Source organism: Acidithiobacillus sp., assembly GCF_027322205.1.
In the GTDB taxonomy this organism is placed as follows: domain Bacteria; phylum Pseudomonadota; class Gammaproteobacteria; order Acidithiobacillales; family Acidithiobacillaceae; genus Acidithiobacillus.
The window spans coordinates 1-24,493 of sequence record NZ_DAHVHY010000028.1 but is presented as its reverse complement, the minus strand read 5'-3'; the positions used below and the strand labels follow the sequence as shown (position 1 = coordinate 24,493).

The window sequence follows — 24,493 nt, the reverse complement described above, 5'->3', positions numbered from 1 at the left end:
CCCGCTTTGCTACGGGAATGCCATGAAACGCGGCACCACGGCGGTTTATGGCGCCGGTTTCCTGCAGGGGGCGGCCTTTGTCCTTATTCCTGCCCTCGGTACCACCCTGCGCAGTGCCCCTTATGACATGAGCAACGCCACCTATGGCCTCCTCTATTTTCCGGAGATCATCGGCGCCATTTTGGCAGCGTTAACGGCGGGCAGTATGCACGGACGACTGGGGAGCGCGGGGTTGTTCCGGCTGGGGGTACTCTGTAATGCCGTCGCCATGGGCTTGCTGGTTACCGCCTACTTCACCCACGGTTTTACCATCATCATACTGCTCCTCGCTGAAACCTTTCTGCTCGGTATCGGCTTCGGGCTGACCAATGCCGCTATCAACCGTGCTGCCTCCCTGCTCTTCGCCGGAACGGCGGCGGCGGCCGTCACCATCCTCAATGCCGTCATCGGCGGCGCTACCGCCATCTCGCCAATAATTCTCGCCGGCTTCCAGACCGTTTTGATCTGGGATGTCTGGCCCGCTGTGCTGCTCATTCTTTGGCTGGGGCTGATGTTATTACCCCAAGCCAGGGATTCCGGAGGTAAGGAGCAGGGTGGCTTGAGGGCGTGGCGACGGTCGATGCTCCCCTTCGCCGTGGGGGTAATGATCTACGCCATCTGCGAAGGCAGTTTTGGTAGTTGGGCGAATGTGCTGGTCAGTGTTGACCGTCAGTTGCCTGCGGCAACGGGTGCGCTCGCCCTGTCGCTGTTCTGGGGTGGGATGACCATCGCCCGCTTTGGCCTCGGTGCCATTCCAGATCATCTGATCCATCGTCGCACCGCTTATCTGCTGGCGCCGCTGGGGATGGCCGCCTGTTTCCTCATTATCCCGCACCTGCAGGCGGCAGCGGGGCTGCTCGTCGCTTTCACGGCTGCCGGAGTCGCCTGCGGTATCTACTATCCCTACAGCATGGCCTACGGCATTGCCGCGCACCCGCAAGAAGGCACGCAAATGGCCGGCTTACTGGTCGGCGCCCTCATGGTTGGCGAAGGCATTGGTTCTTTCGGCCTCGGCCCGCTGCAACAATTGATTTCTCTGGGTAATATCTATACTTTGTCAGCGTTCTGGACCCTGCCCCTGCTCTGGCTGGCCTGGTGGAATAGCGGGGTATTCAAAAAGGCGGCTTGATGCGCGTGGTGGCTCGCCACGATTGCGCTTCACCCTGTTTATCCAGACTCTTCCGGTAGTCAATTCCGCGGCTGGGATCGGCTATGGTGCCGCCTCCGGCACCGCGTTCAGACTTTCCACATAATCTCTCATCACCTGATCTGCCACTGTCGTGCGCAATGCCACAAGCAGTATAACCAGACTAAATGCAGCAAGTATCGCCATATCCCAGAAAAAAGGTAAAAGACCTCTGCCACCAAGATTTTGCGGACCGAGATAACTGCAGATCCACAGACCCGCAAAATAGGGTAACACCCACCACGCATAGCGCCATCCCAGGCTTTGGGTACGGCGCTCTTTGGCGAGGAAGTAATGGTAAACCAAAAAAACCACCATCAGGATGGTCAGCGCGCTGAAGGTGAAACTCAGGGTGTCGAGCCCGGCCCAGAAGATAATCCAATTAGCCACCACAAAAGCTGCCGGGGCGAGAATTTCTGCGCCGCGAAGACGAAAAGGACGCACGGCATCGGGCATGGCACGACGCAACTGCAAGAGTACGATCGGCCCCAGACTATAAGAAAGCACCGTCACCGAAGAAATGTATCCCACCAGCTTTTGCCAGGAAGGAAAAGGGAAGAAAAAGAGCGCACCAACCGCATACACTGCCAACAGAGCGATCCAGGGCACGCCACTACCGTTAATCCGCGCCAGCCCTCGCGGGGCACTGCCCATTTCCCCTGCCGCCATGGTAATACGCGCCGATGAAGTGGTGTAAATGAAGGCGGTACCCGCTGGCGACACCAGAGCATCCACATAGAGGATGACACCCCACCAGGCGGCGCCCACGGCTGCGGCCAATGCCGCAAAGGGTCCAGTGAGCCCAGTAAAAGCCAGGTGTGACCATCCCCCATGCGCCAGATCAGCAGGATTCACCGCCATCAGAAACGCAAATTGCAAGCCCTCATACAAGACCGTGCCAATCAGCACCGAACCGATAACCGCTATGGGAATACTGCGCCCCGGATTCCGACTCTCTCCCGCCAGATCGATCGCCTGCCGGAATCCGAAAAAAGAAAAAATAATCCCAGCGCTGGCCACGGCCGTGAACATGCCCTCCAGATCCCCCTGGGAATGATGTAATTGCAGGTTCTCGGGATGCCAGGAAAAGCTCAACAAGACGAAGATAGTGGCAGCCGGAATAATCAGCTTCCACCAGGTCGCCGCACTATTCAGCAACAGCACCCAGCGAATCACCAGGAAATTGAGCAAAACAAAAACACCCAGCAGCAAAATGGCGGCGACAAAACCCCGATCACTGAGCACGCCCGCTTCACCAGCGAGAAAACCCGGCAGATAATTATTTGCGTAAGTGAGCACCGCCGTCACTTCGACCGGCGCGATGGAGACGTAGGAAAAAAACAGAATCCAACTCCAGATGCGACCTAACAACGGCCCATTGCCCAGATGACTGATATGAACAATAGAACCGCTGCGCGGAATCATTGGCCCCAATTCGGCGTACACCAGCGCCAACAACAAGATAGCCACTGCCCCCACCACCCAGGACCCCAGACTCAAGGGCCCGGCCTGCTGCGCCGCATGCAGCGGCCCAAACAGCCAGCCGGAACCCACTATGGCCCCCAGGCTCGCATAAAGCAGCCCAATCGTCCCCCCCTCCCGTCGCAAATGGCCTGCCACCATAACCTAACTCCCTCTTGAATGGTCCGTGTAAATACCCGTTCTCAGCGGGAGTGTAATGCAATCCTGCAGATCGCCCAATGGCATCACGTTTGTTGTGTCGGCCTTGCCCATGGTACAACTAAAACATATTGAACCAATAAATGCTGCTTACCCGGCAAAGGAGAAACGGAGATTGGCAGCCCGCAAAAAAAAGCAAGCCAAATCTGGGCGTGGTCGGTGGGTTATTTTCGGCGTCCTGGCGGTCCTGCTCGCCGCCGTTGCCGTGGGTATTGCCCTTAATCTGCCGCTTCACCTGCGCAGAATCAGCCCGCCAGCGGTGACACCGAACCCGGCAACACCAACGCCGGTCCGACGCGACATCGATCTTGGGTCTTATGGCGTCACCATCACAGACCACGCGGGGAAAATCAAAGCCCTCACTATTCACCCAGTGGCGACCATGCAGGGCAATGGCCCCTGGCAGGACCTTCGCCCTCTACAGAGACAGCTTGACGCACGTATCGCCAACCCCTTCATGGCTTTTCCGGATTTGGCCAGTGTCACCACTTCCACCACCGCCAAGGCTGCACTGGAGCAACAAATTCTGCAAAACATTGCACCGTTGCTGCGCGATGCGGAATCAGGCTGGAAAATCATCGGGATACAGCTGCACCCAGCGCTGCAATCCCTACCCCCCGGAGATTCATGACAAGGCAAAAGGGTTAAAATGAAATATTTAGGCCGCCTGAATCCCCACGATCCATTCTATGCGTATCTGCAAGAGCAGATATTCCCACAATTACGCACAGGACAGCAGCTCCATCAGTTTCGAGTATTCCAGTTTCCGGCATCTAATGAGGTTTTTCTCTACGAGGAAACCCATTCACAGCAGAAAGTCATCGGTAAATTTTTCAACCGTATCGGAAAAGATCCACAACAGGCCTGGGGGCTGGCCCATAACGAATGGCAACATATGCATATGTTGCGCGACTTGGGCCTCAAAACCGAGCGACTGTATATTCCGCAACCCCTGGGAATTTCACGGGATATGAACAGCGTCCTCGTAGAGGAATACTGTCCTGGGCAATCGCTCTCCAGCGTCATTGAAGAGAGCATTGAACATAATGACGCAAAGTTGTTATATGCACGCCTGACGGACCTTGCCTACTTCCTTGCCAAATTACATAACTGGACTGCGCGCTCTGAAACAGTGCGTTTTGATGCCCACTTTGCTTATTTTGACAAGATCATGGAGCGCTTGCAAAGACGCCACCGGATATCTGCCCGTCAGACCGGCGAACTTTATCATTACCGGGAGCGCTGGCAGCAGATGGGCAGGATGTGGGCAGACCGGCAAGTTCTGATCCATGGCGATGCCACGCCCTCCAATTTTCTCTTCGCAGCCCATCGGCGCACCATCGCCATTGATCTGGAACGTATGCAGTTTACCGATCGCGCGTATGATCTCGGCATGATTGCCGGGGAAATAAAACATCATTTCATGCGCACCACCCATCATGGAGAGCATGCCGAACCATTTATCGGTCATTTTCTCTGGGAATACAGCACCCATTTTCCGGACCGCCATGCGGCTTTTGCATCGATTACTGAGCGAATGCCCTTTTACATGGGCATGACCCTGTTACGCATCGCCCGTAATTCCTGGCTTGACTGGCGCTACAGCCAAGCCCTGGTCCACGAAGCCATTCACATTCTGCGGAGGTAACACCATGTCCATACGCGCCGTCTGTTTAGATCTTTATGGCACCATGATCAACATTGAAACCAATGAAGAAATGGAAGAGATTTATCGGGGCATTTCCCATTACCTCACGTATCATCGGGTCTTTATGAACCGGCGAGAGGTCCGGGAACGCTACTTCGCCATCATGAAGGAGAGAAAACGCCAATCCGCTGAACGATATCCGGAAATAGACGTCGAGGCGATCTGGCACACCTTGCTTATCCAGGAGAACAGCAAACCGGTCAAAGGCCGGGAAAGACTGGCAAAAGAGTTGGCACGCCTGCACCGTGCCCTCTCCCGCACCCGCCTGGAGCGTTACGATGGCATTAAGCGCACGCTGAAAAGCCTGCAGGAAACCTACCAACTGGCCACCATTTCTGACGCACAACGCTGCTTCGCCCTCCCCGAAATGCGCGCGCTGGGTATTAAGAAATATTTTGATATACGAATTATTTCCAGTGACTACGGTTATCGCAAACCAGACTCTCGATTATTCGCCATGGCCGCGGAGCAATTGGAAGTGGCTCCCCATGAAGCCATTTATGTCGGCAATGACATGTATCGGGATATTTATGGCGCCCAACAGGCGGGGATGAAAACCATCTTTGTGGATTCCAATCAGGGCAGCAAGTCTTATAACGACGTAGCACCCGACTACTTTGCCAAAGATTTTTATCAGGTTCTGGATGGCGTCGGATTTCTGGCACAGAAGCATGGGGATGACTGATCAAGGTTTTGCCTGCGCCGCAAAAGCACGTGATCCACACCAGCTGTCTAGTCTTCGGGATCGCAAAAACAATAACCAATACCCTGTTACTGAGGACGCACCTCGTCCAGTTCCGCAGCGTGTTTGAAACTGGCTTCACATTCTAACTCGCTGGCCCATTGAGGGTCTCAGGGGTGTCTCACGGATATTTATGAGGGGTCATCATGAAATAGTTGCACAAACTGCAACCCGCTAAAAGATCATTGGTCGAGAACCCATGCTATATTACGTGATCTACGCTACAATGCGGAGAAGTTTTTGTCATTATAGAGGGCAGATGGGTTATGCACGCCGTCCTATTCCTCCGAACTGACCAGGGGGCCAAGAAATTTTCCGTATCGCGTTGCATTGGAAGGATACTTAGTAAGGGCGTAATTGCTCATGTTTATCGCGCATTAGCGGTGTGGATCTGGCACGACAGTCACCGCCATTCTACAGACCTTCACCGTCAGCATACATGATGGCTCAGATGGACCTGGAGGCTAAAACTTGGCAGACGACTATCCGGTTATTACTCCTTACCCGGATGCGTTGTGATCCTTATGGTTGTTTTTCACCTTTTATGAACAGCATGCAGGAACGATGATACCGGAAACTGCCATTCTCTATCTCTTTGTGGCGGCCTCATTGCTATCGGTACTGGCAAACCGCTTTCGCATACCCTATACCGTGGCGTTGGTACTGGGTGGTCTTATATTGGGGGCATTGCATCTGTTTCAGGCGCCGGTGCTGACCCATGATCTGGTATTCACCCTCTTCCTGCCTGGGCTGATTTTTGAATCGGCCTATCACCTCTCTTTCAGCGCCCTGTGGCGTGACCGTCTGGCCATATTTGGCCTGGCGGTGCCCGGGGTGCTTATTTCCATGATCGTGACCGCCTTCGTCTTTCTCTGGAGCAGCCAATACCTGCCCGGTTTATCAAATATGGTCATGCCCGTCAGCATCGCGCTGGTATTCGGCGCTGCGGTGGCAGCCACCGACCCGATTTCTGTGGTCTCCATGTTTCGCAAACTGCAAGCACCGGCACGGCTGACTTTTATAGTAGAGAGTGAAAGTCTGCTCAACGACGGTACAGCTATCGTCTTTTTTACCCTTTTCCTTGCACTGGCAGAGGGCAAAATGGTATCTGTTTCGGCATTGAGCATTCAGTTTTTCGCCGTGGTCGGTGGTGGCGCTCTGGTGGGCATAGTCATCGGCTGGCTGAGTTCCGAAATCATCAAACGGGTCAATGATGGCATGGTCGAAATTACCATCACCATTCTCGCGGCTTATGGCAGCTTTCTCGCAGCGATGCAAATGGATTACTCCGGCGTCATTAGCACCGTCGTCGCCGGACTGATCTGTGGCAATTACGGGGCCAAACGAGGAATGACGGCATCCGTCAAAATGGCGGTCGACACCTTCTGGGAATATATCGGTTTTGCCCTGAATTCACTCATCTTTCTGCTCGTCGGCTTCACCATCCACCTGCCTGACCTGCTCAGTATCTGGCCCCTGATTCTGGCCGCTTATGTGGCAGTCACTATTGCCAGAGCCGCAGTCATTTACGGAATGAGCGGATTATTGAGCCGCACGCGGGCCAAAATACCTGCCGCCTGGAATTTTGTGCTGGTTTTGGGCGGGATACGCGGGGCACTGTCCATGGTACTGGCCCTGAGTCTTCCTCACAATTTCCCGCATCGTGCGCTGCTGATCAACCTCGTCTTCGGTGTCGTATTACTGACCATCCTCATTCAGGGACTGAGCATTTCGCCTCTGGCACGGATCCTCAAAATACTGGGCGGTAGTCAGGCCTCTCAGGATTTTGAAATGCAACGGATGCGCGTCGTCCTGGCGCAAGTCGGCAATCACGAGATTGGGCAACTACGGCAGGAAGGATTGCGGGACGGACACGCGCTGGACGTGCTGGCCACCTATTACCAGCGGGAGCAGGAAGATGCCGAAAAGAAACTGGCCAGTCTGGATAAACGGGACGACAAACTCGTACTCCAGGGTGATTTTTCCCGGTTGTATCGGCGCCTGCTCCTTAAGGAGAAACAGAAAATTCTTGATGCCCGCGAAGAAGGCATGCTCAGCGAGGCCAGTTGCGATCAGATGCTCGCCGATATTGACGCCAAACTGCTGGAGATAGAATCACAGCCAGAAACCGTTATGGAGCATCTATTAGCGATGCAGAAGTCTGCGGAGGAAATCACCACAACGTGACTTCTTTAACATTACAATCCAGCTTGAGCAACAGGCCTATAACACAACCCGCTGCCCGAATGTAGATACAATACCAAGGATAGCCCCCGCCAAAGGACGCGTATCCGTATCTGCTGAGAGCACCAGCATCAGAAGCACATCTGCTCCCACTGGCACAAAGAGCGCTGCATGCCGGTTACAGCGAATGCTGATTTCCTGCGCTGTGCATTCGGCAAGACCCGCGCTGATATGCTCTGCAAGACGCATAACGGCAGCACCGGCAACACCGATAAGACTCTGGTCCGCCACCGTTTCTCCCTCCTGAAAAATCACCACTCCTTCGTTGGAAATCAGTGCGACACCTTGTATTTCCGGCGACATGGCGCCGAGTTGCGCATAGAGATCGTTAAACATTTCCTGATTCAAGCTGCACCTCCTTCAGAGATTCTCGGGAACAGGAAACTGAAAGTCCTTCTGGGTCAATAGGTCAGGTCCCGATTCCAGCCCCTCAAACCAGTCGAGGAAAGCCGTGACCGTCTCCCCTCCTTTAAAGGAGGCGCCATGCTGCGGCACAATCCACTCGATATCCATACCCCGCACCATATTAGTCCAGAGTCTGCAAACCTTCTGACCTCCCATATAACGGTGGTGGAAGTCATCCATGCCTGATGCAGCGCGATGCGACTGAAACGCTTCCGCACCTTCGATCACCTTGGAAGCATCATGTCCACTGACCAGATTAGCACCCAGATCTCCAGAGAACAGAATCTTACTCATCGGATCGTAAAGCTGGAAATTACCCACTGAGTGCATGTAGTGCGCGGGCACGACAAAAAGTTCCTGCCCCGCCAGATTGATCCTCATGCCCTGCGGCGGGATGCCGATGACTCGCCCTGCGGTCATCCCCTTAGAGCAAAAATGTGGCAAGAAACGGGTCCATTCATTGGCGATGAGAATCTTCGCGTCGGTGATCAGCAGCCAGCCATTGGCAGAAGCAACAATATCCGGGTCCTCGTGAGAGGCAAACACATAATCGAGATGCGCCGGCAGGAAATAGCTCGCCATCTCTGCCAGCAGGTTCTTGTACGTAAGGTTACCGCCGGGGTCGAGCAGCATCCCTTCCCCATTATTAACAATAAGGAATTGATTGGCCTGGATCCCCTCGCCCTCCACCAGATCAGTGAAGGCAATGCATTTATGCGTTCCGTCGTCATACAGCAACTGGGACATTATGGGCTCCTATGCAGGTGATGCCGACCCTGTTATTAAGCAGGGCAACAGAGTTAAAACATTATAAATAAATATAACCATATTATTTCATAATATTGTATCTTTCAAAAACGTTATCAAAAAGCGCCCCCGCACAGCAACCCATCTGGGTGGTTTTTTTACTCCGATGGGAATCCTGAGGGATGAAATTGGCCCTGCCGGGCTGAGTGCCGGGGCTTGGCCATGCTTGCATAGCGATGATGCCTCCTTTACAATACGCTCATTCAGTTGAGCTGAGATCAGCGCAGCGCGAATCAGAACGCTCCCTCCATCAGGAGGTTTGGGTACGACAGGTCTCCTGATCGTGCCTTTTTTATTTTGAACTGCCACTTTTTCAGAGGTCGTGGAATTTATGGGTGAGATAACGAGAGCGCTCATCAGCGTTTCCGATAAACGGGGCGTCGTGGAATTTGCCCGGCGGCTGCAGGATTTCGGCGTGGAAATACTCTCTACCGGTGGCACCGCCAAGGTCTTGATGGCCGATGGTGTCGCGGTGCAAGAGGTAGGCGACTACACCGGTTTCCCGGAACTGCTGGAGGGCCGTCTCAAAACCCTGCACCCCAAAATCCACGGTGGACTGCTGGCGAAGCGCGACAATAGCAATCACATCCGGCAAATGGCCGAACATGGCATTCCTGCCATCGATCTCCTCTGCGTCAATCTTTATCCCTTCGCCGAGACTGTCGCCAGCGCCGATTGTACACTGGAAGAAGCCATCGAAAACATCGACATCGGTGGCCCGACTATGCTCCGTGCGGCAGCGAAGAACTGGGAGAGCGTCACCGTCCTCGTCGACCCCAATGACTATCCCGCCGTGCTGCAGGAGATGGAACAGAGTTACGGCGGCATCGGTGCCAGCACCCGCTTCCGTCTGGCTACCAAGGTCTTCGCCCACACCACGCAATATGACGGTGCTATCGCCAACTATCTTTCCAGATTCAATCCCGATGGCAGCCGGACAACCTTCCCACAAACTCTGTCCCTGCAATTTGAGAAAGTCCAGGACCTGCGCTACGGCGAAAATCCCCATCAGTCCGCTGCTTTCTACCGCGACGGCAGTGGCGGCGGACTAGCGGACGCTCATCAATTGCAAGGCAAGGAATTGTCTTACAACAACATCGGGGACGGTGATGCCGCCGTTGCGCTGGTGATGGAATTTGCCGAACCCGCCTGTTGCGTGGTGAAACATGGCAACCCCTGCGGTGTAGCCGTGGGAGCAGATATGCTCAGTGCCTATCAACGCGCGTGGGCTGGCGATCCAGTATCCGCCTTTGGCGGCATCATCGCCTGTAACCGGCCGCTGGACGCACAGACTGCCGAGCTCATGAGCGGCCAGTTCATCGAGATGGTACTGGCACCCGCCATTTCGCCCGATGCCCGGCCCATTCTGGCCAAAAGGAAAAACCTGCGGGTGCTCGCCTTTGACGATGGCAGTGCCTGGCGACGGACAGGTTGGGATTACAAGCGCGTACGTGGCGGTCTGCTGGCGCAGGACTTTGATCAGGCCATGGAACAGGAAGCGGACTGGAAGATGGTCTCAAAACGCGCGCCGACAGCTCAGGAAGCACGCGACCTCGCCTTTGTCTGGCGGATCGGTAAATATGTGCGTTCCAACGCCATTGTCTATGGCCGCGAAGGCCAGACCGTCGGCATTGGTGCCGGGCAGATGAGCCGGGTGGATGCGGCCAAGTGCGGTGCCGCCAAGGCCCTGGAACTGGGCTTCGATCTGCACGGTGCGGCGCTGGCTTCCGATGCTTTTTTCCCCTTTCGCGATGGGGTCGATACGGTCGCCGCAGCGGGGGTGAAAGCCATCATTCAGCCTGGTGGCTCGATCCGCGATGCAGAAGTCATCGCCAGCGCTAACGAACACGGCATCGCCATGGTCTTCACCGGTGTCCGCCATTTTCGCCATGGTTAAGGAGGGGACACCCATGGGTGTCAAAGTGATGGTTCTCGGCAGCGGCGGGCGGGAACATGCCATTGCCTGGAAGATGGCCCAGTCGGTGGCAGTGGCTGAAGTTTACTGTGTACCGGGCAATCCTGGCACCGCTGAAGAGATCAAGGTCCGAAATCTGGCTTTGAAGCCGACCGACGCCGATCAAGTGGTCGCTGCTGCCCACGCTTTGGATATTGCGCTGGTCGTCATTGGTCCCGAGGCGCCCCTGGTAGTGGGCGTAGGTGATGCCCTGCGTCGAGCCGGCATTCCGGTCTTCGGTCCCAATGCTGCAGGCGCCATGCTCGAGGAGAGCAAGGCGTACGCCAAAGCCTTCATGGAGCGTCACGGCATCCCGACCGCCCGTTACGGGCGTTTTACAGACCGCGGCCCAGCACTTGACTATCTGCGCGACCATCCGTTGCCTGTGGTGGTCAAGGCCGATGGTCTGGCGGCAGGCAAAGGAGTCGTCGTGGCTTTGGAGCACGCAGAAGCGGAGGCCGCCGTGCATCGGTTTCTGCAATGGGGTCCCATTGTCATCGAAGAATTTCTGGAGGGTGAAGAAGCCAGTTTCATCGCCATAGTGGTGGATGGTCAGGTCCTGCCGCTGGCGGGGTCGCAGGATCACAAGCGTCTGCTGGACGACGATCAGGGTCCCAATACCGGCGGCATGGGTGCCTATTCCCCTACCCCCATCCTCGACACCGCCATGAGCGAGCGGGTACTGCGTGAAGTGATGTGCCCCGCCGCGCAGGGACTGGTGACAGATCGCACACCGTACTGCGGCTTTCTCTACGCAGGACTGATGATCAGTACCGCCGGACCCAAGGTGCTGGAGTTCAACTGCCGGCTGGGTGATCCGGAGACACAGCCGCTGATGATGCGCTTGCGTTCCGACCTTTATACGCTGTTGCTTACTGCAGCTCGCGGCGATCTGCTGCCTAAAACCCTGGACTGGGACAGCCGTACTGCCCTCTGTGTAGTACTGGCTGCGGCCGGTTATCCCGAGCACCCACTGACAGGTGACCCGATTCTCGGTCTGGATACCATGCATGGGAATGCCGTCAAAGTTTTCCATGCCGGCACCGCAACACGCGACGACACGGTCATCACGGCGGGTGGACGGGTGCTTGGTGTTACGGCACTGGGAGACAGCCTGACGATTGCACAACAACGGGCTTATGCCGCCGTCGCCAATCTCCACTGGCCCGGCCTGCAGTATCGGCAAGACATCGGTCACCACGGTCTACGCCGGTCCTGAGTTGGTTTTCGGCTAATGCTACCCCGCTATCCACGCCGTCAGGATATTCGCCGGGGGGTAGCGCATTTACGGCGCGGCGGAGTCATCGCCTATCCTACGGAGGGCGTCTGGGGACTGGGCTGTGACCCGCGCCAGCGCCGTGCCCTGCGCCGGATTCTGGTCCTGAAGGGGCGGCCACAACATAAAGGCGTTCTTCTGGTAGCAGGCCGGGCGGCAGAAACCCGACGCTACTGGTCTGCGCAAGGAATAGACCCAGCTCGGCTGGCACAGTTCTGGCCCGGAACGACACTGGTACTTCCCGCCACACCGAAGGTTCCCTTCTGGATACGCGGACACCATAAAGGCATTGCGGTGCGGATCAGTACCCATCCGGCCATTGCCACGCTATCCCGCGCCTTTGGCGGCGCCATGGTCTCCACCAGCGCCAACCCGGCAGGCCGACAACCGGCCCGCAGTCTGCGCACTTTATACCGCTACTTTGGCGGCTCCTTGTGGGTGTTGTCAGCCCGGCTGGGGCACCAGCGTCGCCCCAGCCGCATTATTGATGCCCGCAACGGCCATATCTTACGAGGGTGAACACATGCAACAGCCATCCTTAGACAGAATAGAAACCTTTCTCCGCAACTTGCAGGATCGCATCTGCGACGCCTTGGAAGTAGCAGACGGCGTGGCAAAATTCCGCGAAAATCATTGGGAAAGACCTGGCGGCGGTGGCGGCCGCACCCGGATGATGGCGGATGGCGCCCTCATTGAAAAGGGGGGGGTCAACTTCTCTAAGGTCAACGGCGACCAGTTGCCGCTCTCCGCGACTGCCCATCGCCCCGAACTGGCCGGACAGAGCTTCACCGCCCTCGGGGTTTCACTGGTCCTGCATCCGCGCAATCCTTACGTCCCTATTGTCCACATGAACTACCGCTTTTTCTCCGCGGGACCCGTGTGGTGGTTCGGCGGCGGCGCCGACCTCACCCCCACCTATGGTTTTGCCGAAGATGCCCAACATTTTCACCGCGCCCTCGAAGCCGCTTGTGATCGCCATGATCCCAGCTTTTATCCGCGCTTCAAGGCCTGGTGCGACGATTATTTCACTATTAAACACCGCCAGGAAATGCGTGGCGTCGGCGGGATCTTCTTCGACGATCTCAGTGGCGATGCAAATCTCCTGCAGGCCTTCTGGGAAGATGTGGCCAACAGTTTCCTCGACAGCTATCTGCCCATTGCCGCCCGCCGCCGGGACCTGCCCTACGGCGAACGCGAGCAGCAATTTCAGCTCCTGCGCCGGGGGCGCTACGTGGAATTCAACCTCGTCTATGACCGTGGCACGCTCTTCGGCCTGCAGTCCGGCGGGCGCACCGAAAGCATCCTCATGTCCCTGCCGCCCCTGGCAGCCTGGGTCTATGACTGGCAAGGCGAAGCCGGTAGCCCTGAAGCCCGCCTCAAGGAAGACTTCCTCACACCCAGGGATTGGGCATGAGCTACGGTCTGCTGCGCCCCCTGCTTTTTACGCTGGACCCGGAGCGTGCCCACACCCTGAGCATCGCTGCGCTGGAAGCATTGGGGCACATGCCGCAGAGCCTGGCGCGAGTTACCCGACGCTACCGCGTCAGCGATCCGCGTCTGGCGCAGGACTTTTGGGGTCTGCATTTTCCTAACCCTGTGGGCCTCGCCGCAGGCTATGACAAGGACGCCCGTGCTACTGCCGCCCTCCCCGCCCTCGGCCTCGGCTTCATCGAAATCGGCACTGTGACCCCGCGCCCGCAACCGGGTAATCCGCGTCCCCGGGTCTTTCGTTATCCGGCACAGCGGGCGGTCATCAATCGCATGGGTTTCCCCGGTGAAGGGGCTGCAGCGGTAGCTCAAAGGCTGGCGGCACTATCCAGCCACCCTATACCCATTGGCCTCAATCTCGGCAAAAATAAGGACACCCCGCTGGAGCAGGCACAGGACGACTATATCGCCGCGCTGGAACTGCTCTTTCACTATGGCGACTATCTCTGCGTCAATGTCAGCTCACCCAACACACCGGGACTGCGCCTGCTACAGGGAGAGAAAGTTTTACGGGAACTGCTCAGTGCTATTGCTGCAGCCAACCAACGTCTGGCGGAGCAGCATCAACGCCCGCCCCTGCCTCTGCTCCTGAAAATCGCTCCAGATCTGGGTGACGATGACCTCAACGCCATCGCTGCTCTGGCCTTAGGCACGAAACCTCTGGTGGATGGTTTTGTCGCCACCAATACCACTGTAGGACGCCTGGCCTCCCAACCCGAACTCTCCGAATGCGGCGGCCTGAGTGGTGCACCATTGCTGAAGCAATCGAATGCCGTCATCGCGCAACTCTATCGTGCAACTCGGGGACAGGCACCCATCATCGGCGTCGGTGGCATCCTCAGTGCGGCCGATGCCTATGCCAAGATCCGGGCGGGTGCCAGTCTGTTACAGATCTATAGCGGGCTGATTTTCCGGGGACCGGAACTGGTACGAGAGATTCTTGAGACACTGCCGGAGCTATGGTTGAAGGATGGTTATCCCGATCTTGCGCATGCGCGGGGTAGTGCCACCTGATATCCTCTCCGCCCACAGCATCTGAACAGTGAACATATTAACCCGTTAAAAACGGGTTTCATGAGTCATCATTAATAACACCGGTTATTCAGGCCAATTAAGGGTATTTTCCATGATTCATAAAATCCATATTATCGGCTTCATAACACGCCTACATGACACTTTTATGAAGATGTTATGACGCTCTCCCTACAAATAACAATTTTATCGGGAATACAGCAGATGACGAATAATCTGCATGGCAGCCACTTCCCTTCAACGCACGCAAAGCCCTTGTTCTTTTGCCGAACGGCGCCGATGGCAGAATTAACGGCGCTCTGTTCGCTGATCAATGGAGTATATCGGGGAGAATCTGCCAAAGCGGGATGGACGACAGAGGCGGATTTACTGGATGGCCAGCGCTGTGATCAAGCGATGCTCGAAGAGTTGGCCACAAAATCGAATAGTTGTTTAGTGATTGCAGCGAGAAAAAAGGAAATAATTGCCAGCTGTCATTTACAACTTGCTGAAGCAGGGGTGGCCGAATGCGGGATGCTTGCGGTTACTCCGACATGGCAAAATCAGGGCGTGGCTAATGCGTTGTTACATACTGCAGAGGAATATGCCCGAAGCACTTGGGCGGGTCAGCGTATGCGTCTGTGGGTTATCAAACAGCGTCCTGAAGTGGCCGCTTATTATCAGCGGCGCGGTTATGCATTTACCGGTAGCACCCTGCCCTTCCCGGATGATAGTCGTTATGGCATACCCAAGGTTGCCGGGCTTTGCCTTCTCGCTATGGATAAGGCATTAACGTTGCCAGCCTAGCCGGTCAGACACTGAAGCTCTTGGGTTTCTGATCCCAGTCAAAGGCACCCATCATGTCGTAGGCATCGCGGTCGCGGTGGTTGAGGGCTTGCAGACCAAAACAGGTTCCAATGAACTTGAGGATGCTTGCAGTGCTGGCCATATGATGATCCACCAAGCCCTGACGCGCCCAGGGGCTGATGAGCAATGCTGGAATTCTGGTGCCAAATCCATAATCATCCACCACTTCAGGTGGCAAAGAATCCCAGAAACCACCACCCTCGTCATAGGTGATGAAAATAGCCGTTTTATCCCAGGCTGGCCCCCCGGCGACGGCGCGCACCAATTTCTCCACCCATTCCATACCATAGACCGGCGCGCAGTTCGCAGGATGTTCATCGTGGACAGCGCTGGCTTTGATGAAGGAGACGCCGGGTAACTTGCCGCCATGCGCATCCGCCAGAAAATCGTCGCTATCCCGTATATGTCCAGCCTTTACATATTCCGGCCAACGCGGATAGTACTGGAAGGGATTATGGTGCGCGACATATAGCTGACCGGTATCGATCACTGCCGAGCCATCGCCGGGACCAAAAGCAGTCTTAAGTGCCCAGGGCTTCACCTGATCCCAGTTTTCGTTGTACCAGGCCCAGGACACCCCGGCATCATCCAGACGATCGCCAATATTGCCATAGGTCTGCGCTTCCGGCGGCGGAGAGATTTTCAGTGCCTTCACATCATCGGCATTAGTCGGACCCTGCACCGGCGGCAGGTCGTTGACCATAATCTTTTTATGGTCATAGGGCAGATCGAAAAAGGCGTGTTCCACACCAGCTTCTTTCGGATCAAAGGGCGCACACGCATCTTTCGGTGCATTGGGATAGACACAGGATCGCGCCGCCACCAGATAGAGGGCATTGCCAGTACTGCCACCACTCATCGCCTGATAAAAATGATCAAAAAGCGTGTACTGATGGGCAACTCGATGATAAAAAGGCAGATCTTTATCGGTGTAATGTCCGAGTACCGGGCCACTGGGACGAGCCAGATCAAAAGCGATTTGCTCCGGGCTCATTTTTTTGAATTCATCCCGCGATAAATGGGTTTTGCTGCCGCCCGCCAGCGCTACAAAACGATCCATCTTACCGTTATGAATCTCCGCCATCATGCGGAAAAACCGATGCTTGGGATCCCAATGCACATTGCCCTTGGCCGGAATATAGGGTGCCATGTGGAAAGGTTGATTGGGCAATTGCACATTCTGGAAACCCGGAATATCGATAGGTAACGGCAAATCATCATAAGCAATGCCCGCCGGATTTTTCTGTAAACCGAGAAAATGACGATCAATCTTCCCTTGAGCGTCCAGTAAATTGATAACCTGCTGCCCATTTTTCGGCTGAAAAGTACCAAAATAATGGTCAAAGCTGCGGTTTTCCTGAAAAATCACCACCACATGCTTAATCTTCTGGCGCAGACGATTTTCGCCGCTGACCCCAGCGGCATGCGCCACCCCCATCAGATGCGGGGCGGTGATAACTGCACCACTCGCCAGTCCCAATTGCTTCAGAAACTGTCGACGATTTTGCTGCCCCATAAAAAACACCCTCGTTTAATGATTGAGTAATTACCTGCCATTCTGATAGCCAAGGCAGAATATGCGCCGCGCTCCAGAAATTATCACACCAGCACTACGAGGAGTGGCTTGATAAATGCACTTCCACATTAAAATTGCTGGCATGTTTCGGCATATTCTTGGTAAATGGCGGATAAGTACCCGCTTCTACCGATTTCAGCGCCGCCCTATCAATAGATCCCACACCACTGGATTGGGCAATTTTCGCCCACAGCAGTTGGCCCGACGGCGTCAGCCGAAAGGTGATCACGGCGGTGCCACTCAAATGCATCAGCCGGACAGCCTCCGGTACATGGGCATCGGCCTGAACCCGGGCGCGCACCATACCAGCATACTGATCTACCGCTGCTTCACGTGCAGCCATACTCGGCGCCGGAGGGGGCGGGGGCGGGGGCGGCGTGGTTACCGGCGGACTAGGCGGTACCACTGGTGCCGTAGGCAACGGTGTTTTGGCCATTAACGGCTTGGGCGCAGGCGCGTGATGCACTACCGGCTTCGGCTGCGGAATGGGATGAGGTATCGGCTTAGGCACAGGCTTCGGATGCACTACCGGCTTCGGTGGCGGTGGCACCGGCTTGGGTTTAGGAGGTGCCGGTTGCACCATATGAATGGCGATGATCTTCTTTACCATCGGCTTGGGTGGTGGCGTATTACCACTCGCCCAGATCAATCCACCCACTAACAACACCTCCAACACAGCGCCGACCAGCAACGCGCGCCCGAAGTGCCCTTCCGGCTTTTGCGGACGTTGCGGTGCCCAGGATGGATCACTGACGATTGTATTCACCGATTATCTTCCTCCTCAAATTACGTTTTCGACACTCGATCCTGACAAAAAATTCAACCAGTGCGGAGGGATGATCTTTTGAGAGGACCCCCTAATAATCAGATTTTTTTGCGCCGATTTGTCTAGTTACTGATAGGCTCTATATACTTTTCCTAATTACTCGCTTTCGCGGCAATCCCGATATCACTCACCCCGGCCTTCTGACAGCGATCCATCACATGAACGAAGTCCTGAAAGGGCACCCCTTTGTCGGCAGCAATGGTGATCTGGGTTTTACTGGGATCACCATCAGCAGCGAGCATTTTCTGCAGACCGTCGAGATTATAGTGATGACCCTTCACATCCACCGATCCATCCTTATCGATATTGATGGTGTAGTGCGGGCGCGGAAGCTGCTGCGCCTGACTGGAGGCTGGAAGCTGCAAATTCAGGCCCTTATCGGGGATCATTTGCAGCGTGATCATGATAAAAAACACCAGCAGGAAGAGCATGATGTCAATCATGGGGATGATCTCCACCCGGCCCTTCTTCTGCTCGAAGTAACGGCGCTCCATCAGCTGGCCCTTGCCACAGACAACACTTCACTGCGCTGCTTATCACTGTTGTCCGGCGTAATCATGGGCTGACCGTCCATCCGATTGAGCAGCATGGTCTTTACGGAATCCAGTTGCAGGAGAATCTGCCGCACCTGATTGTTGAAAGCATTGAAAGCCACCAGACCGAGCATAGCGATAAACAGGCCAGTTGCCGTGGCGACCAGCGCGTCAGCCACACCACCGGTGACCGCCGTAGGCGCGTGTCCCGGAGCAGCCAGCACCGAAAAGGCATGGAACATACCGATAATCGTGCCGAACAAACCCAGCAGCGGCGCTAAGGTGATGATAGTGTCCAGTAACCACAGACGACGATCCAGTTGCGGCGCCAACACCAGCACACTTTCTTCGAGACGGCTGGCGAGGGCTTCGCCCTTGACTTGTCCGTGATGGGAAGCGGCCATTCGCAGCAAAGTGGCTTCGGGCAGGTCTCCGGCGCTTTCGGTCATTTTATTAAGCGTTTCACGATCCAGCCGACCATGGCTACCCAGCTCCTGTACGAACACCAGCCCACGCAGAATGGTGCGACGCAGGTACCAAAAGCGATCTACCATCACCGCCAACTCAACCAGCAGCAGAATGCCGAGTATGTAAAGAACGCCATCTGAATAGTTGGCGAGATGAATAAGATATTGCAGGTTCATAGGAGTCCCTCTTCAAACGAAGGAGTCACCATAGCAAATCAATGTGACAGTTTTATGAACCTTTTATGACAATTTTATATCAATGGCATTTTTCTGCGGCAGGCTCAGGTGATCGCCAAAATCCATGGCTGTTTCCAGCTACTCCGCAGCGCCTGCCTTTTCCACACACCTCCGCAAACTATGCATCTGTGCCGCTGCAGCATTCTCCTGGATAAAATTAAGACCATCGCTCAATATATTCGCAGTCTTGCGGCGCTGTCACGATGGTTCCTATCGAGTTTGAATCTTACGATAGGCTGCATCATTAAGCATGGCACTTTCATGAAGCAGTTAGACCACAAGCTCAGTGGCGCGCGGACAAAGCCCCACAACACCACACTGGAGCTACCAGAAGCCATGAGGCGAGGAGATCTGGCAACCCAAACCCAGTCATGGAAAAAGGTGGATTACTTACTACTGTAATGGGATTGTTTGCTGTTCAGGCTGCTGTGGCACCGTTGGCTGGCTGCTGGTCGAGGGCACGCCCCCCGCCGGAGCTTCAGCACTGGCAGCCATTCCCAGTCGCTGCGAAAGAAGTTTTTGGAACTGCAAAGACAATGGCTTGTCACCAAAAGTGCCAATGCGGATATTGACCTTGGTAACATCCGTCGCCATGGAAGTCAGCGTCACCTTAGCCGTCTGCCCATCTTGGGTAGTACCTTCAATCAAATACTCAGAAGGACCCTTGCGGATTTCACCATTATAGCGAATGCCCATTTCTCCGAATGTCGCACGGGACGCCGCACTGACCTGACTCATCGAAGTCGGGTAGAACGCGTAGAAATTGGCGACCCCACCGTTCTCCACGTAAGCCACCGCTCCACCACCAGCTCCGGCTGCAACGAGCGCCACACACCCGCCAAGCGGCAGCATCGCCACCGCACCTGCTGCTGCCACCGCCAACCACGCCAACCGCCGTTGCATCGCCATACCAACCCCCTAGCTCCGTGAAAAAAGCGGAAAACTGGTTACAAAAAAACCCGGAGAAACCGGGCTTCTTCAGTTTTTTGGTACCGAGAGTCGGACTCGAACCGACACGATGTCACCACCACCGGATTTTGAGTCCGGCGCGTCTACCAGTTCCGCCATCCCGGCAAAATACCAGCGTATATAATAAGAGGTCTGCCCGCCCTAAGCAAGACCGCGCAAGCCATCAAAAATTAACGCCATCCCCAGCCTGGGCCTCCCCACCAACCCCACAAGGCCCACCGTACCAACCCCCCGTTAACGAAGACCATACTCGTGGCGAGTTCAGGTTCTTCTATGTTTACAGACAACCGCCACAGTGTAGACCATATTCCTGAGCACATTACTGCGTCAATCGGTACTTTCACCGGCACCGCCCAAACCAGCGGCAACTTTTTCGGCAAGCCCCAGTGTCCGTTTACACGGCCCAAGACAACTCCGCACAGAGCCCACCACCGGCGGAATTAAAAAGACGCAAGCGCATCCCCTGCGCTTCTGCCAATTGACGGGCAATGGCCAAACCAAGGCCACTGCCCTCACTATGCCCCCGCGCATCATCCAGACGAATGAACGGCTCAAAAACTTTCTCCAGGTCCGCCTCCGGAATTCCCGGGCCGGCATCGCACAGGCATAACAGGAGATGCCCCGGCGTTTTCTTAAACTCTGCCGTCATCCTCCCGCCACCGTAACGCAAAGCATTATCTAAAAGATTGGACAGCAGACGGCGCCAAGCCTCCCGATCTCCCCGGAAGGGATAACGACGCGGTAATGCTGCCTCCCAGTGGCCGCCCTCCCGCTCGAAATCCGCGCCCACTTCGGCCAGCAATACCATCAGATCAAAATCCGCCACCTTCGCCGCCATACCGCGACCCAGCGCAAGAGATTGGGCCAGCAGCTCATCCATCCGCTCCACATCCTGCAACATGCCGTCCCGAAGACGCTGCGGCGTGGTCTCCGGCAACAGTTCCCAGGCCATACGCAGGCGCGCCAGCGGTGAACGCAGATCGTGGGAAATCCCGGACAGCAACAACGACTGATGATTAATCATCGCCTGCAAACGGGTCCGCAGGTTAGCGAAAATATTGAGGATATCCTGGAACTCATAAGCACCGCCGCGCGGCAGACTCGGTAGAGGTGCCTTTAACGATCCGCGCAATGCCTCTGAAATCACGCCGAGAGGCCGTAATACCCGGCGTACCAGAATCATCGTCAGCACCAACAGCGCGAGGGTCGAAAAAGCCAGCACAAAAATCATGGCGATAGGGAGAGACGAGGCCAAGCGCCCTCGGTCAAAATGTACCCAAGCCGTTTGTCCGGAAACAGTAACCGGCACCCAAAACGTACGCACGCTTCCACCCAAAACATCCACACGCACGGGTTCCCCTAAGCGCCTGGCCAGCGCACGACTCAGCAACCAGCCGTATATATGCCCATGGGTATGCTTTATAGAACGATCCAGATGCGCAGCAATTTCTATCCCATTGTCGGCCTGCAGACTGGCCAAAAAAGTGGGGCGCTCTTGCGGAGACAATTCGGCATAGGTTTTCGCACTGATCACAATCAAACCTGCCAGATCCTCCGCCGAACGCTCGGCCAACGGATATAGCACCGTAGCTACAATGATCACCAAGGTCAGAATCTGCAGAACAACAATGCCCAGCCCCAAGGTCCAGGCCGTTTGCGAAAACAGGCTGCGTCCGCGCCACAGACTCATGAGATAGGCATGAACCGATATCCAGCGCCACGCTCTGTCTGCAAAAAGCGTGGTTGCCGGGGACTCTCTTCAATAATTTTGCGCAGACGGGTCACCCGCACATCTATACTCCGATCAAAGCGCCCATCCTCTTCTCCGCCCAACAACTGCAGCAGAAGATCGCGACTCAGTATGTGTCGCGGGCGCTGCGCAAAGACCAGCAACAGCTCCATTTCCGCCGGATTCACGTCGACTTCCGCATCACCACGATAGAGCCGTCGCTCGGCCATATGCAAACGGAAATCACCAAAGTGGAGTTTTTCGCCACCCTCATCTTTCCCGCTACGACGTAACAAGGCCCGCAAACGCGCCACCAGCTCCCGCGCATTGAAAGGTTTTGCCAAGTAGTCATCGACGCCGCTTTCCAGTCCAAGGATACGTTCCTCGTCCTCGCCACGGGCCGAGAGCATAAGAATAGGAGGCCCTCCATCCTTCCTGCGCAGATCCTTGGCGAGGCTGATGCCATCCTGTCCCGGCAACATCCAGTCGAGCACCATCACATCCACCGGGCCCGCCGCCATTTGTTGACGCATCTGCTGCCCATTGGCCGCCAATAGCACCGCGAAGCCCTGAGCTTCGAGAAACTCCTGCAGCATAGCTGCAAGCCGCTGATCATCATCCACTATCAAAACGACTGCCATCTCCACCTCGCAAAACCCTTTTCCGGAAATATTCTCGAAATATGTCGGAGTTACTATACCACCATAGGCAGCAGCGGTACCCAAACTAAAAGACGGAGTGGAGCGGAAGGGTCAGGCAATCGGTCGACATAACTTTAGGGCGGGCGATTGCAACACAAGTTTTGTAGCGGTTGTTTTGCGGCTATTGGACGGACTTCTGGTCCGTCTTTTTTTGTGTCTTTAAAGCGATGGTATACTAGGCCCGACTCGCTCAACAAGGATACCGCATGGACCCCAAAGCACACCGCCTCATCTGGATTGACCTGGAGATGACAGGGCTGCGACCAGAACAGGATCAGATTCTGGAAATCGCCACGCTGGTCACGGACAACAACCTGCGAATTCTCTGCGAAGGTCCGGTATTGGCCGTGCATCAACCGGAATTCGCACTCACGGCTATGGATGACTGGAACCAGCGTACCCATGGCGCTTCCGGTCTCCTGCAACGGGTCCGCGATAGTCGCCTGGATACGGCCGCAGTGGAAACACAAACGCTGGACTTCCTGCACCAGCATGTCACAGCAGGTACCTCACCGATCTGCGGCAACAGCGTATGTCAGGATCGCCGCTTTTTAGCCCGCCTGATGCCGCGGCTGGAACGCTTTTTTCACTACCGGATGATGGATGTCAGCACCATCAAGGAACTTGCCACGCGCTGGTATCCGCATCTGCCCAAATTCCCCAAAGCCGAGCGCCACGAAGCGCTGGCCGATATCCGCGAATCCGTTAGTGAACTCGCTTACTATCGCGAGCGGCTTTTCACGCAGACATCATTGCCAAACTCCGAGGCCGAATAGATCTCAAGGTCAGTCCGGCCGCTGCCACAACATGCGTGCCCGTCCCTGCGTCGACCCAGTGCAGACGCATCTGCTCCGATGTTAAGATGGCAATTTGCAGCCGTTCGGCAATTTGGGGCGGGGTGGATGCAGTGCTGGTCATGGAGGCTCCAACGCGGTGGATATTGATCTCTTCTACGAACTCGCCGTACCTGCCCATCTCGGCCGCAGCGAGGCCCAAGTTTATCATGAAACACTGGATGAGCTTAGTCTCGCCGACGCCTTGGGTTTTCACAGCGCCTGGCTCGTGGAACACCATTTCATGCGCGAGTACTCTCACTCCAGCAGTCCAGAAACCTTCCTCGCCGCAGCCAGCCAGCGCACCAAGAATCTGCGTCTTGGCCATGCCGTCGTTGTTCTGCCATACAACCATGTCGTGCGCGTTGCGGAACGCGTCGCCGCCCTGGATATCCTCAGCCATGGCCGTCTGGAACTGGGCATAGGGCGTGGTTTTTCCCCCAAGGAATATCAACTTTTTGGCAGCCAAATGGCAGACAGTCGAGGCCATATGCAGGAAGGCTTACAAATTCTTCGCCAGGCAGGCGGTGGACCCTTCAGCCATCATGGAAAACTCTATAATTTCGATGAACTGGATATTCTTCCCAAACCCCTCCAGCAACCGCATCCACCGCTGTGGACGGCAGCCGTGAGCCCGACGACTATCCAATGGGCAGCGCAGGAAGGCATTGGTGTGCTCTCCGGACCGTTTAAACCCTGGTTCCTCATCAAACAAGATTTGCGTGCCTATAAAAAGAGCTGGCGACAACACCATGGAGACGGTCCGTTGCAAAAGGGCAAGAATGCGGGTTTTGCCATGACCATTGGCTGCCTGTGTCTGGAGGATGCGGCGGAAGCACAGCACTGGGCCGAGGGTTTCACCTGGTATTACCAGCGGCTGCTGGATCAGACCCGACCGGTCCTCGCACAACTCAAGGAAAGCTATGAATACTATCACCGTCTCGGCTTTCTTGAACCACTGCTGCGCCGTGGCCTCAGTCTGCGTCTGCTAGAGACTATGGGTATGGTCGTGGTAGGCGATCCCGACACATGCCGTCAAAAACTGGCCCGTTACGCCCGGGCAGGCGTGGATCGGCTGATTCTGGCTGTCGGTGCCGGAATGGTCCCCAGCGCAGTGACTCAACGCTCGCTGCGCTTGCTCGCCGAGGAGGTGTTACCTGCTCTGCGCGTGCCCGTCCCCCGATAATGCAAGTGCTGGTCACGGGTGCGGCGGGG

The 24,493-nt window shown here is 55.8% G+C and carries 23 protein-coding genes and 1 tRNA gene; 13 read left to right on the top strand and 11 right to left on the bottom strand.

Annotation, left to right across the window (positions count from 1 at the left end; translation table 11 throughout):
* On the top strand, positions 1-1,168 hold a 1,168-nt coding region (locus M7F93_RS06285), incomplete at its 5' end, for an MFS transporter (RefSeq protein WP_298170744.1).
* Between the two features lie 81 nt (positions 1,169-1,249).
* On the opposite strand, the gene M7F93_RS06280 is transcribed toward M7F93_RS06285, so the two are convergent.
* A complete protein-coding gene (locus tag M7F93_RS06280; RefSeq protein WP_298170741.1) occupies positions 1,250-2,848 on the bottom strand; it encodes an APC family permease in 1,599 nt (532 codons plus the stop codon).
* A gap of 172 nt (positions 2,849-3,020) precedes the next feature.
* On the opposite strand from M7F93_RS06280, the gene M7F93_RS06275 reads away from it, so the two are divergent.
* From M7F93_RS06275 to M7F93_RS06260, 4 genes are all read left to right on the top strand, one after another.
* Positions 3,021-3,536, top strand: coding sequence for a hypothetical protein (locus M7F93_RS06275; protein ID WP_298170738.1), 516 nt, complete (start codon positions 3,021-3,023; stop codon positions 3,534-3,536).
* 18 nt (positions 3,537-3,554) lie between these two features.
* Positions 3,555-4,553: an aminoglycoside phosphotransferase family protein gene (locus M7F93_RS06270; RefSeq protein ID WP_298170735.1), complete on the top strand. Its 999-nt coding sequence runs from the start codon at positions 3,555-3,557 to the stop codon at positions 4,551-4,553.
* A gap of 4 nt (positions 4,554-4,557) precedes the next feature.
* Complete coding sequence (locus M7F93_RS06265) at positions 4,558-5,298, top strand: HAD family hydrolase (protein ID WP_298170732.1); 741 nt, start codon at positions 4,558-4,560, stop codon at positions 5,296-5,298.
* A gap of 621 nt (positions 5,299-5,919) precedes the next feature.
* On the top strand, positions 5,920-7,542 hold the full coding sequence (locus tag M7F93_RS06260; RefSeq protein WP_298170729.1) for a cation:proton antiporter: 1,623 nt from the start codon (positions 5,920-5,922) through the stop codon (positions 7,540-7,542).
* Positions 7,543-7,578: 36 nt separating this feature from the next.
* Here the strand turns inward: M7F93_RS06260 and M7F93_RS06255 are convergent, their stop codons facing one another.
* The gene (locus M7F93_RS06255) at positions 7,579-7,947 is read right to left on the bottom strand and encodes a roadblock/LC7 domain-containing protein (protein ID WP_298170728.1); all 369 of its coding nucleotides are present in this window, start codon (positions 7,945-7,947) and stop codon (positions 7,579-7,581) included.
* Between the two features lie 12 nt (positions 7,948-7,959).
* Positions 7,960-8,751 (bottom strand): oxygen-binding di-iron domain-containing protein, encoded by a 792-nt coding sequence (locus tag M7F93_RS06250; protein WP_298170726.1) that lies wholly within the window; start codon positions 8,749-8,751, stop codon positions 7,960-7,962.
* A gap of 391 nt (positions 8,752-9,142) precedes the next feature.
* On the opposite strand from M7F93_RS06250, the gene purH reads away from it, so the two are divergent.
* The 6 genes from purH (at position 9,143) to M7F93_RS06220 (ending at position 15,347) form a co-directional block, all read left to right on the top strand.
* Entirely contained in the window at positions 9,143-10,708 is a 1,566-nt protein-coding gene (gene purH / locus M7F93_RS06245) for a bifunctional phosphoribosylaminoimidazolecarboxamide formyltransferase/IMP cyclohydrolase (protein ID WP_298170724.1), read from the top strand.
* A gap of 13 nt (positions 10,709-10,721) precedes the next feature.
* The gene (gene purD, locus M7F93_RS06240; protein WP_298170722.1) at positions 10,722-11,984 is read left to right on the top strand and encodes a phosphoribosylamine--glycine ligase; all 1,263 of its coding nucleotides are present in this window, start codon (positions 10,722-10,724) and stop codon (positions 11,982-11,984) included.
* 15 nt (positions 11,985-11,999) lie between these two features.
* Positions 12,000-12,560, top strand: coding sequence for an L-threonylcarbamoyladenylate synthase (locus M7F93_RS06235; protein WP_298170720.1), 561 nt, complete (start codon positions 12,000-12,002; stop codon positions 12,558-12,560).
* A 4-nt stretch (positions 12,561-12,564) separates the two neighbouring features.
* Complete coding sequence (gene hemF / locus M7F93_RS06230; RefSeq protein WP_298170717.1) at positions 12,565-13,455, top strand: oxygen-dependent coproporphyrinogen oxidase; 891 nt, start codon at positions 12,565-12,567, stop codon at positions 13,453-13,455.
* Positions 13,452-14,543, top strand: coding sequence for a quinone-dependent dihydroorotate dehydrogenase (locus M7F93_RS06225; RefSeq protein WP_298170715.1), 1,092 nt, complete (start codon positions 13,452-13,454; stop codon positions 14,541-14,543). The genes hemF and M7F93_RS06225 overlap by 4 nt, the downstream gene beginning before the upstream one ends.
* A gap of 177 nt (positions 14,544-14,720) precedes the next feature.
* The gene (locus tag M7F93_RS06220) at positions 14,721-15,347 is read left to right on the top strand and encodes a GNAT family N-acetyltransferase (protein WP_298170713.1); all 627 of its coding nucleotides are present in this window, start codon (positions 14,721-14,723) and stop codon (positions 15,345-15,347) included.
* A 4-nt stretch (positions 15,348-15,351) separates the two neighbouring features.
* Here M7F93_RS06220 and M7F93_RS06215 read toward each other — a convergent pair whose 3' ends face one another.
* The 8 genes from M7F93_RS06215 to M7F93_RS06180 form a co-directional block, all read right to left on the bottom strand.
* Entirely contained in the window at positions 15,352-16,923 is a 1,572-nt protein-coding gene (locus M7F93_RS06215) for an alkaline phosphatase family protein (protein ID WP_298170711.1), read from the bottom strand.
* Between the two features lie 94 nt (positions 16,924-17,017).
* Positions 17,018-17,749 (bottom strand): TonB family protein, encoded by a 732-nt coding sequence (locus M7F93_RS06210; RefSeq protein ID WP_298170709.1) that lies wholly within the window; start codon positions 17,747-17,749, stop codon positions 17,018-17,020.
* Between the two features lie 152 nt (positions 17,750-17,901).
* Complete coding sequence (locus M7F93_RS06205) at positions 17,902-18,303, bottom strand: ExbD/TolR family protein (protein ID WP_298170707.1); 402 nt, start codon at positions 18,301-18,303, stop codon at positions 17,902-17,904.
* Positions 18,303-18,986 (bottom strand): MotA/TolQ/ExbB proton channel family protein, encoded by a 684-nt coding sequence (locus M7F93_RS06200; RefSeq protein WP_298170705.1) that lies wholly within the window; start codon positions 18,984-18,986, stop codon positions 18,303-18,305. Before M7F93_RS06200 ends, M7F93_RS06205 begins: the two co-directional genes overlap by 1 nt.
* Positions 18,987-19,439: 453 nt before the next feature.
* Positions 19,440-19,955 (bottom strand): DUF3568 family protein, encoded by a 516-nt coding sequence (locus M7F93_RS06195; RefSeq protein ID WP_298170703.1) that lies wholly within the window; start codon positions 19,953-19,955, stop codon positions 19,440-19,442.
* A 78-nt stretch (positions 19,956-20,033) separates the two neighbouring features.
* A tRNA-Leu gene (locus M7F93_RS06190) sits at positions 20,034-20,120 on the bottom strand.
* Positions 20,121-20,409: 289 nt separating this feature from the next.
* On the bottom strand, positions 20,410-21,705 hold the full coding sequence (locus tag M7F93_RS06185; protein ID WP_298170701.1) for a sensor histidine kinase: 1,296 nt from the start codon (positions 21,703-21,705) through the stop codon (positions 20,410-20,412).
* Positions 21,702-22,385: a response regulator gene (locus tag M7F93_RS06180; RefSeq protein ID WP_298170698.1), complete on the bottom strand. Its 684-nt coding sequence runs from the start codon at positions 22,383-22,385 to the stop codon at positions 21,702-21,704. The genes M7F93_RS06185 and M7F93_RS06180 overlap by 4 nt, the downstream gene beginning before the upstream one ends.
* A gap of 266 nt (positions 22,386-22,651) precedes the next feature.
* On the opposite strand from M7F93_RS06180, the gene orn reads away from it, so the two are divergent.
* The gene (orn, locus tag M7F93_RS06175) at positions 22,652-23,221 is read left to right on the top strand and encodes an oligoribonuclease (protein ID WP_298170695.1); all 570 of its coding nucleotides are present in this window, start codon (positions 22,652-22,654) and stop codon (positions 23,219-23,221) included.
* Positions 23,222-23,378: 157 nt separating this feature from the next.
* Entirely contained in the window at positions 23,379-24,464 is a 1,086-nt protein-coding gene (locus M7F93_RS06170; RefSeq protein WP_298170692.1) for an LLM class flavin-dependent oxidoreductase, read from the top strand.
* The last annotated feature ends 29 nt before the right edge of the window (positions 24,465-24,493 follow it).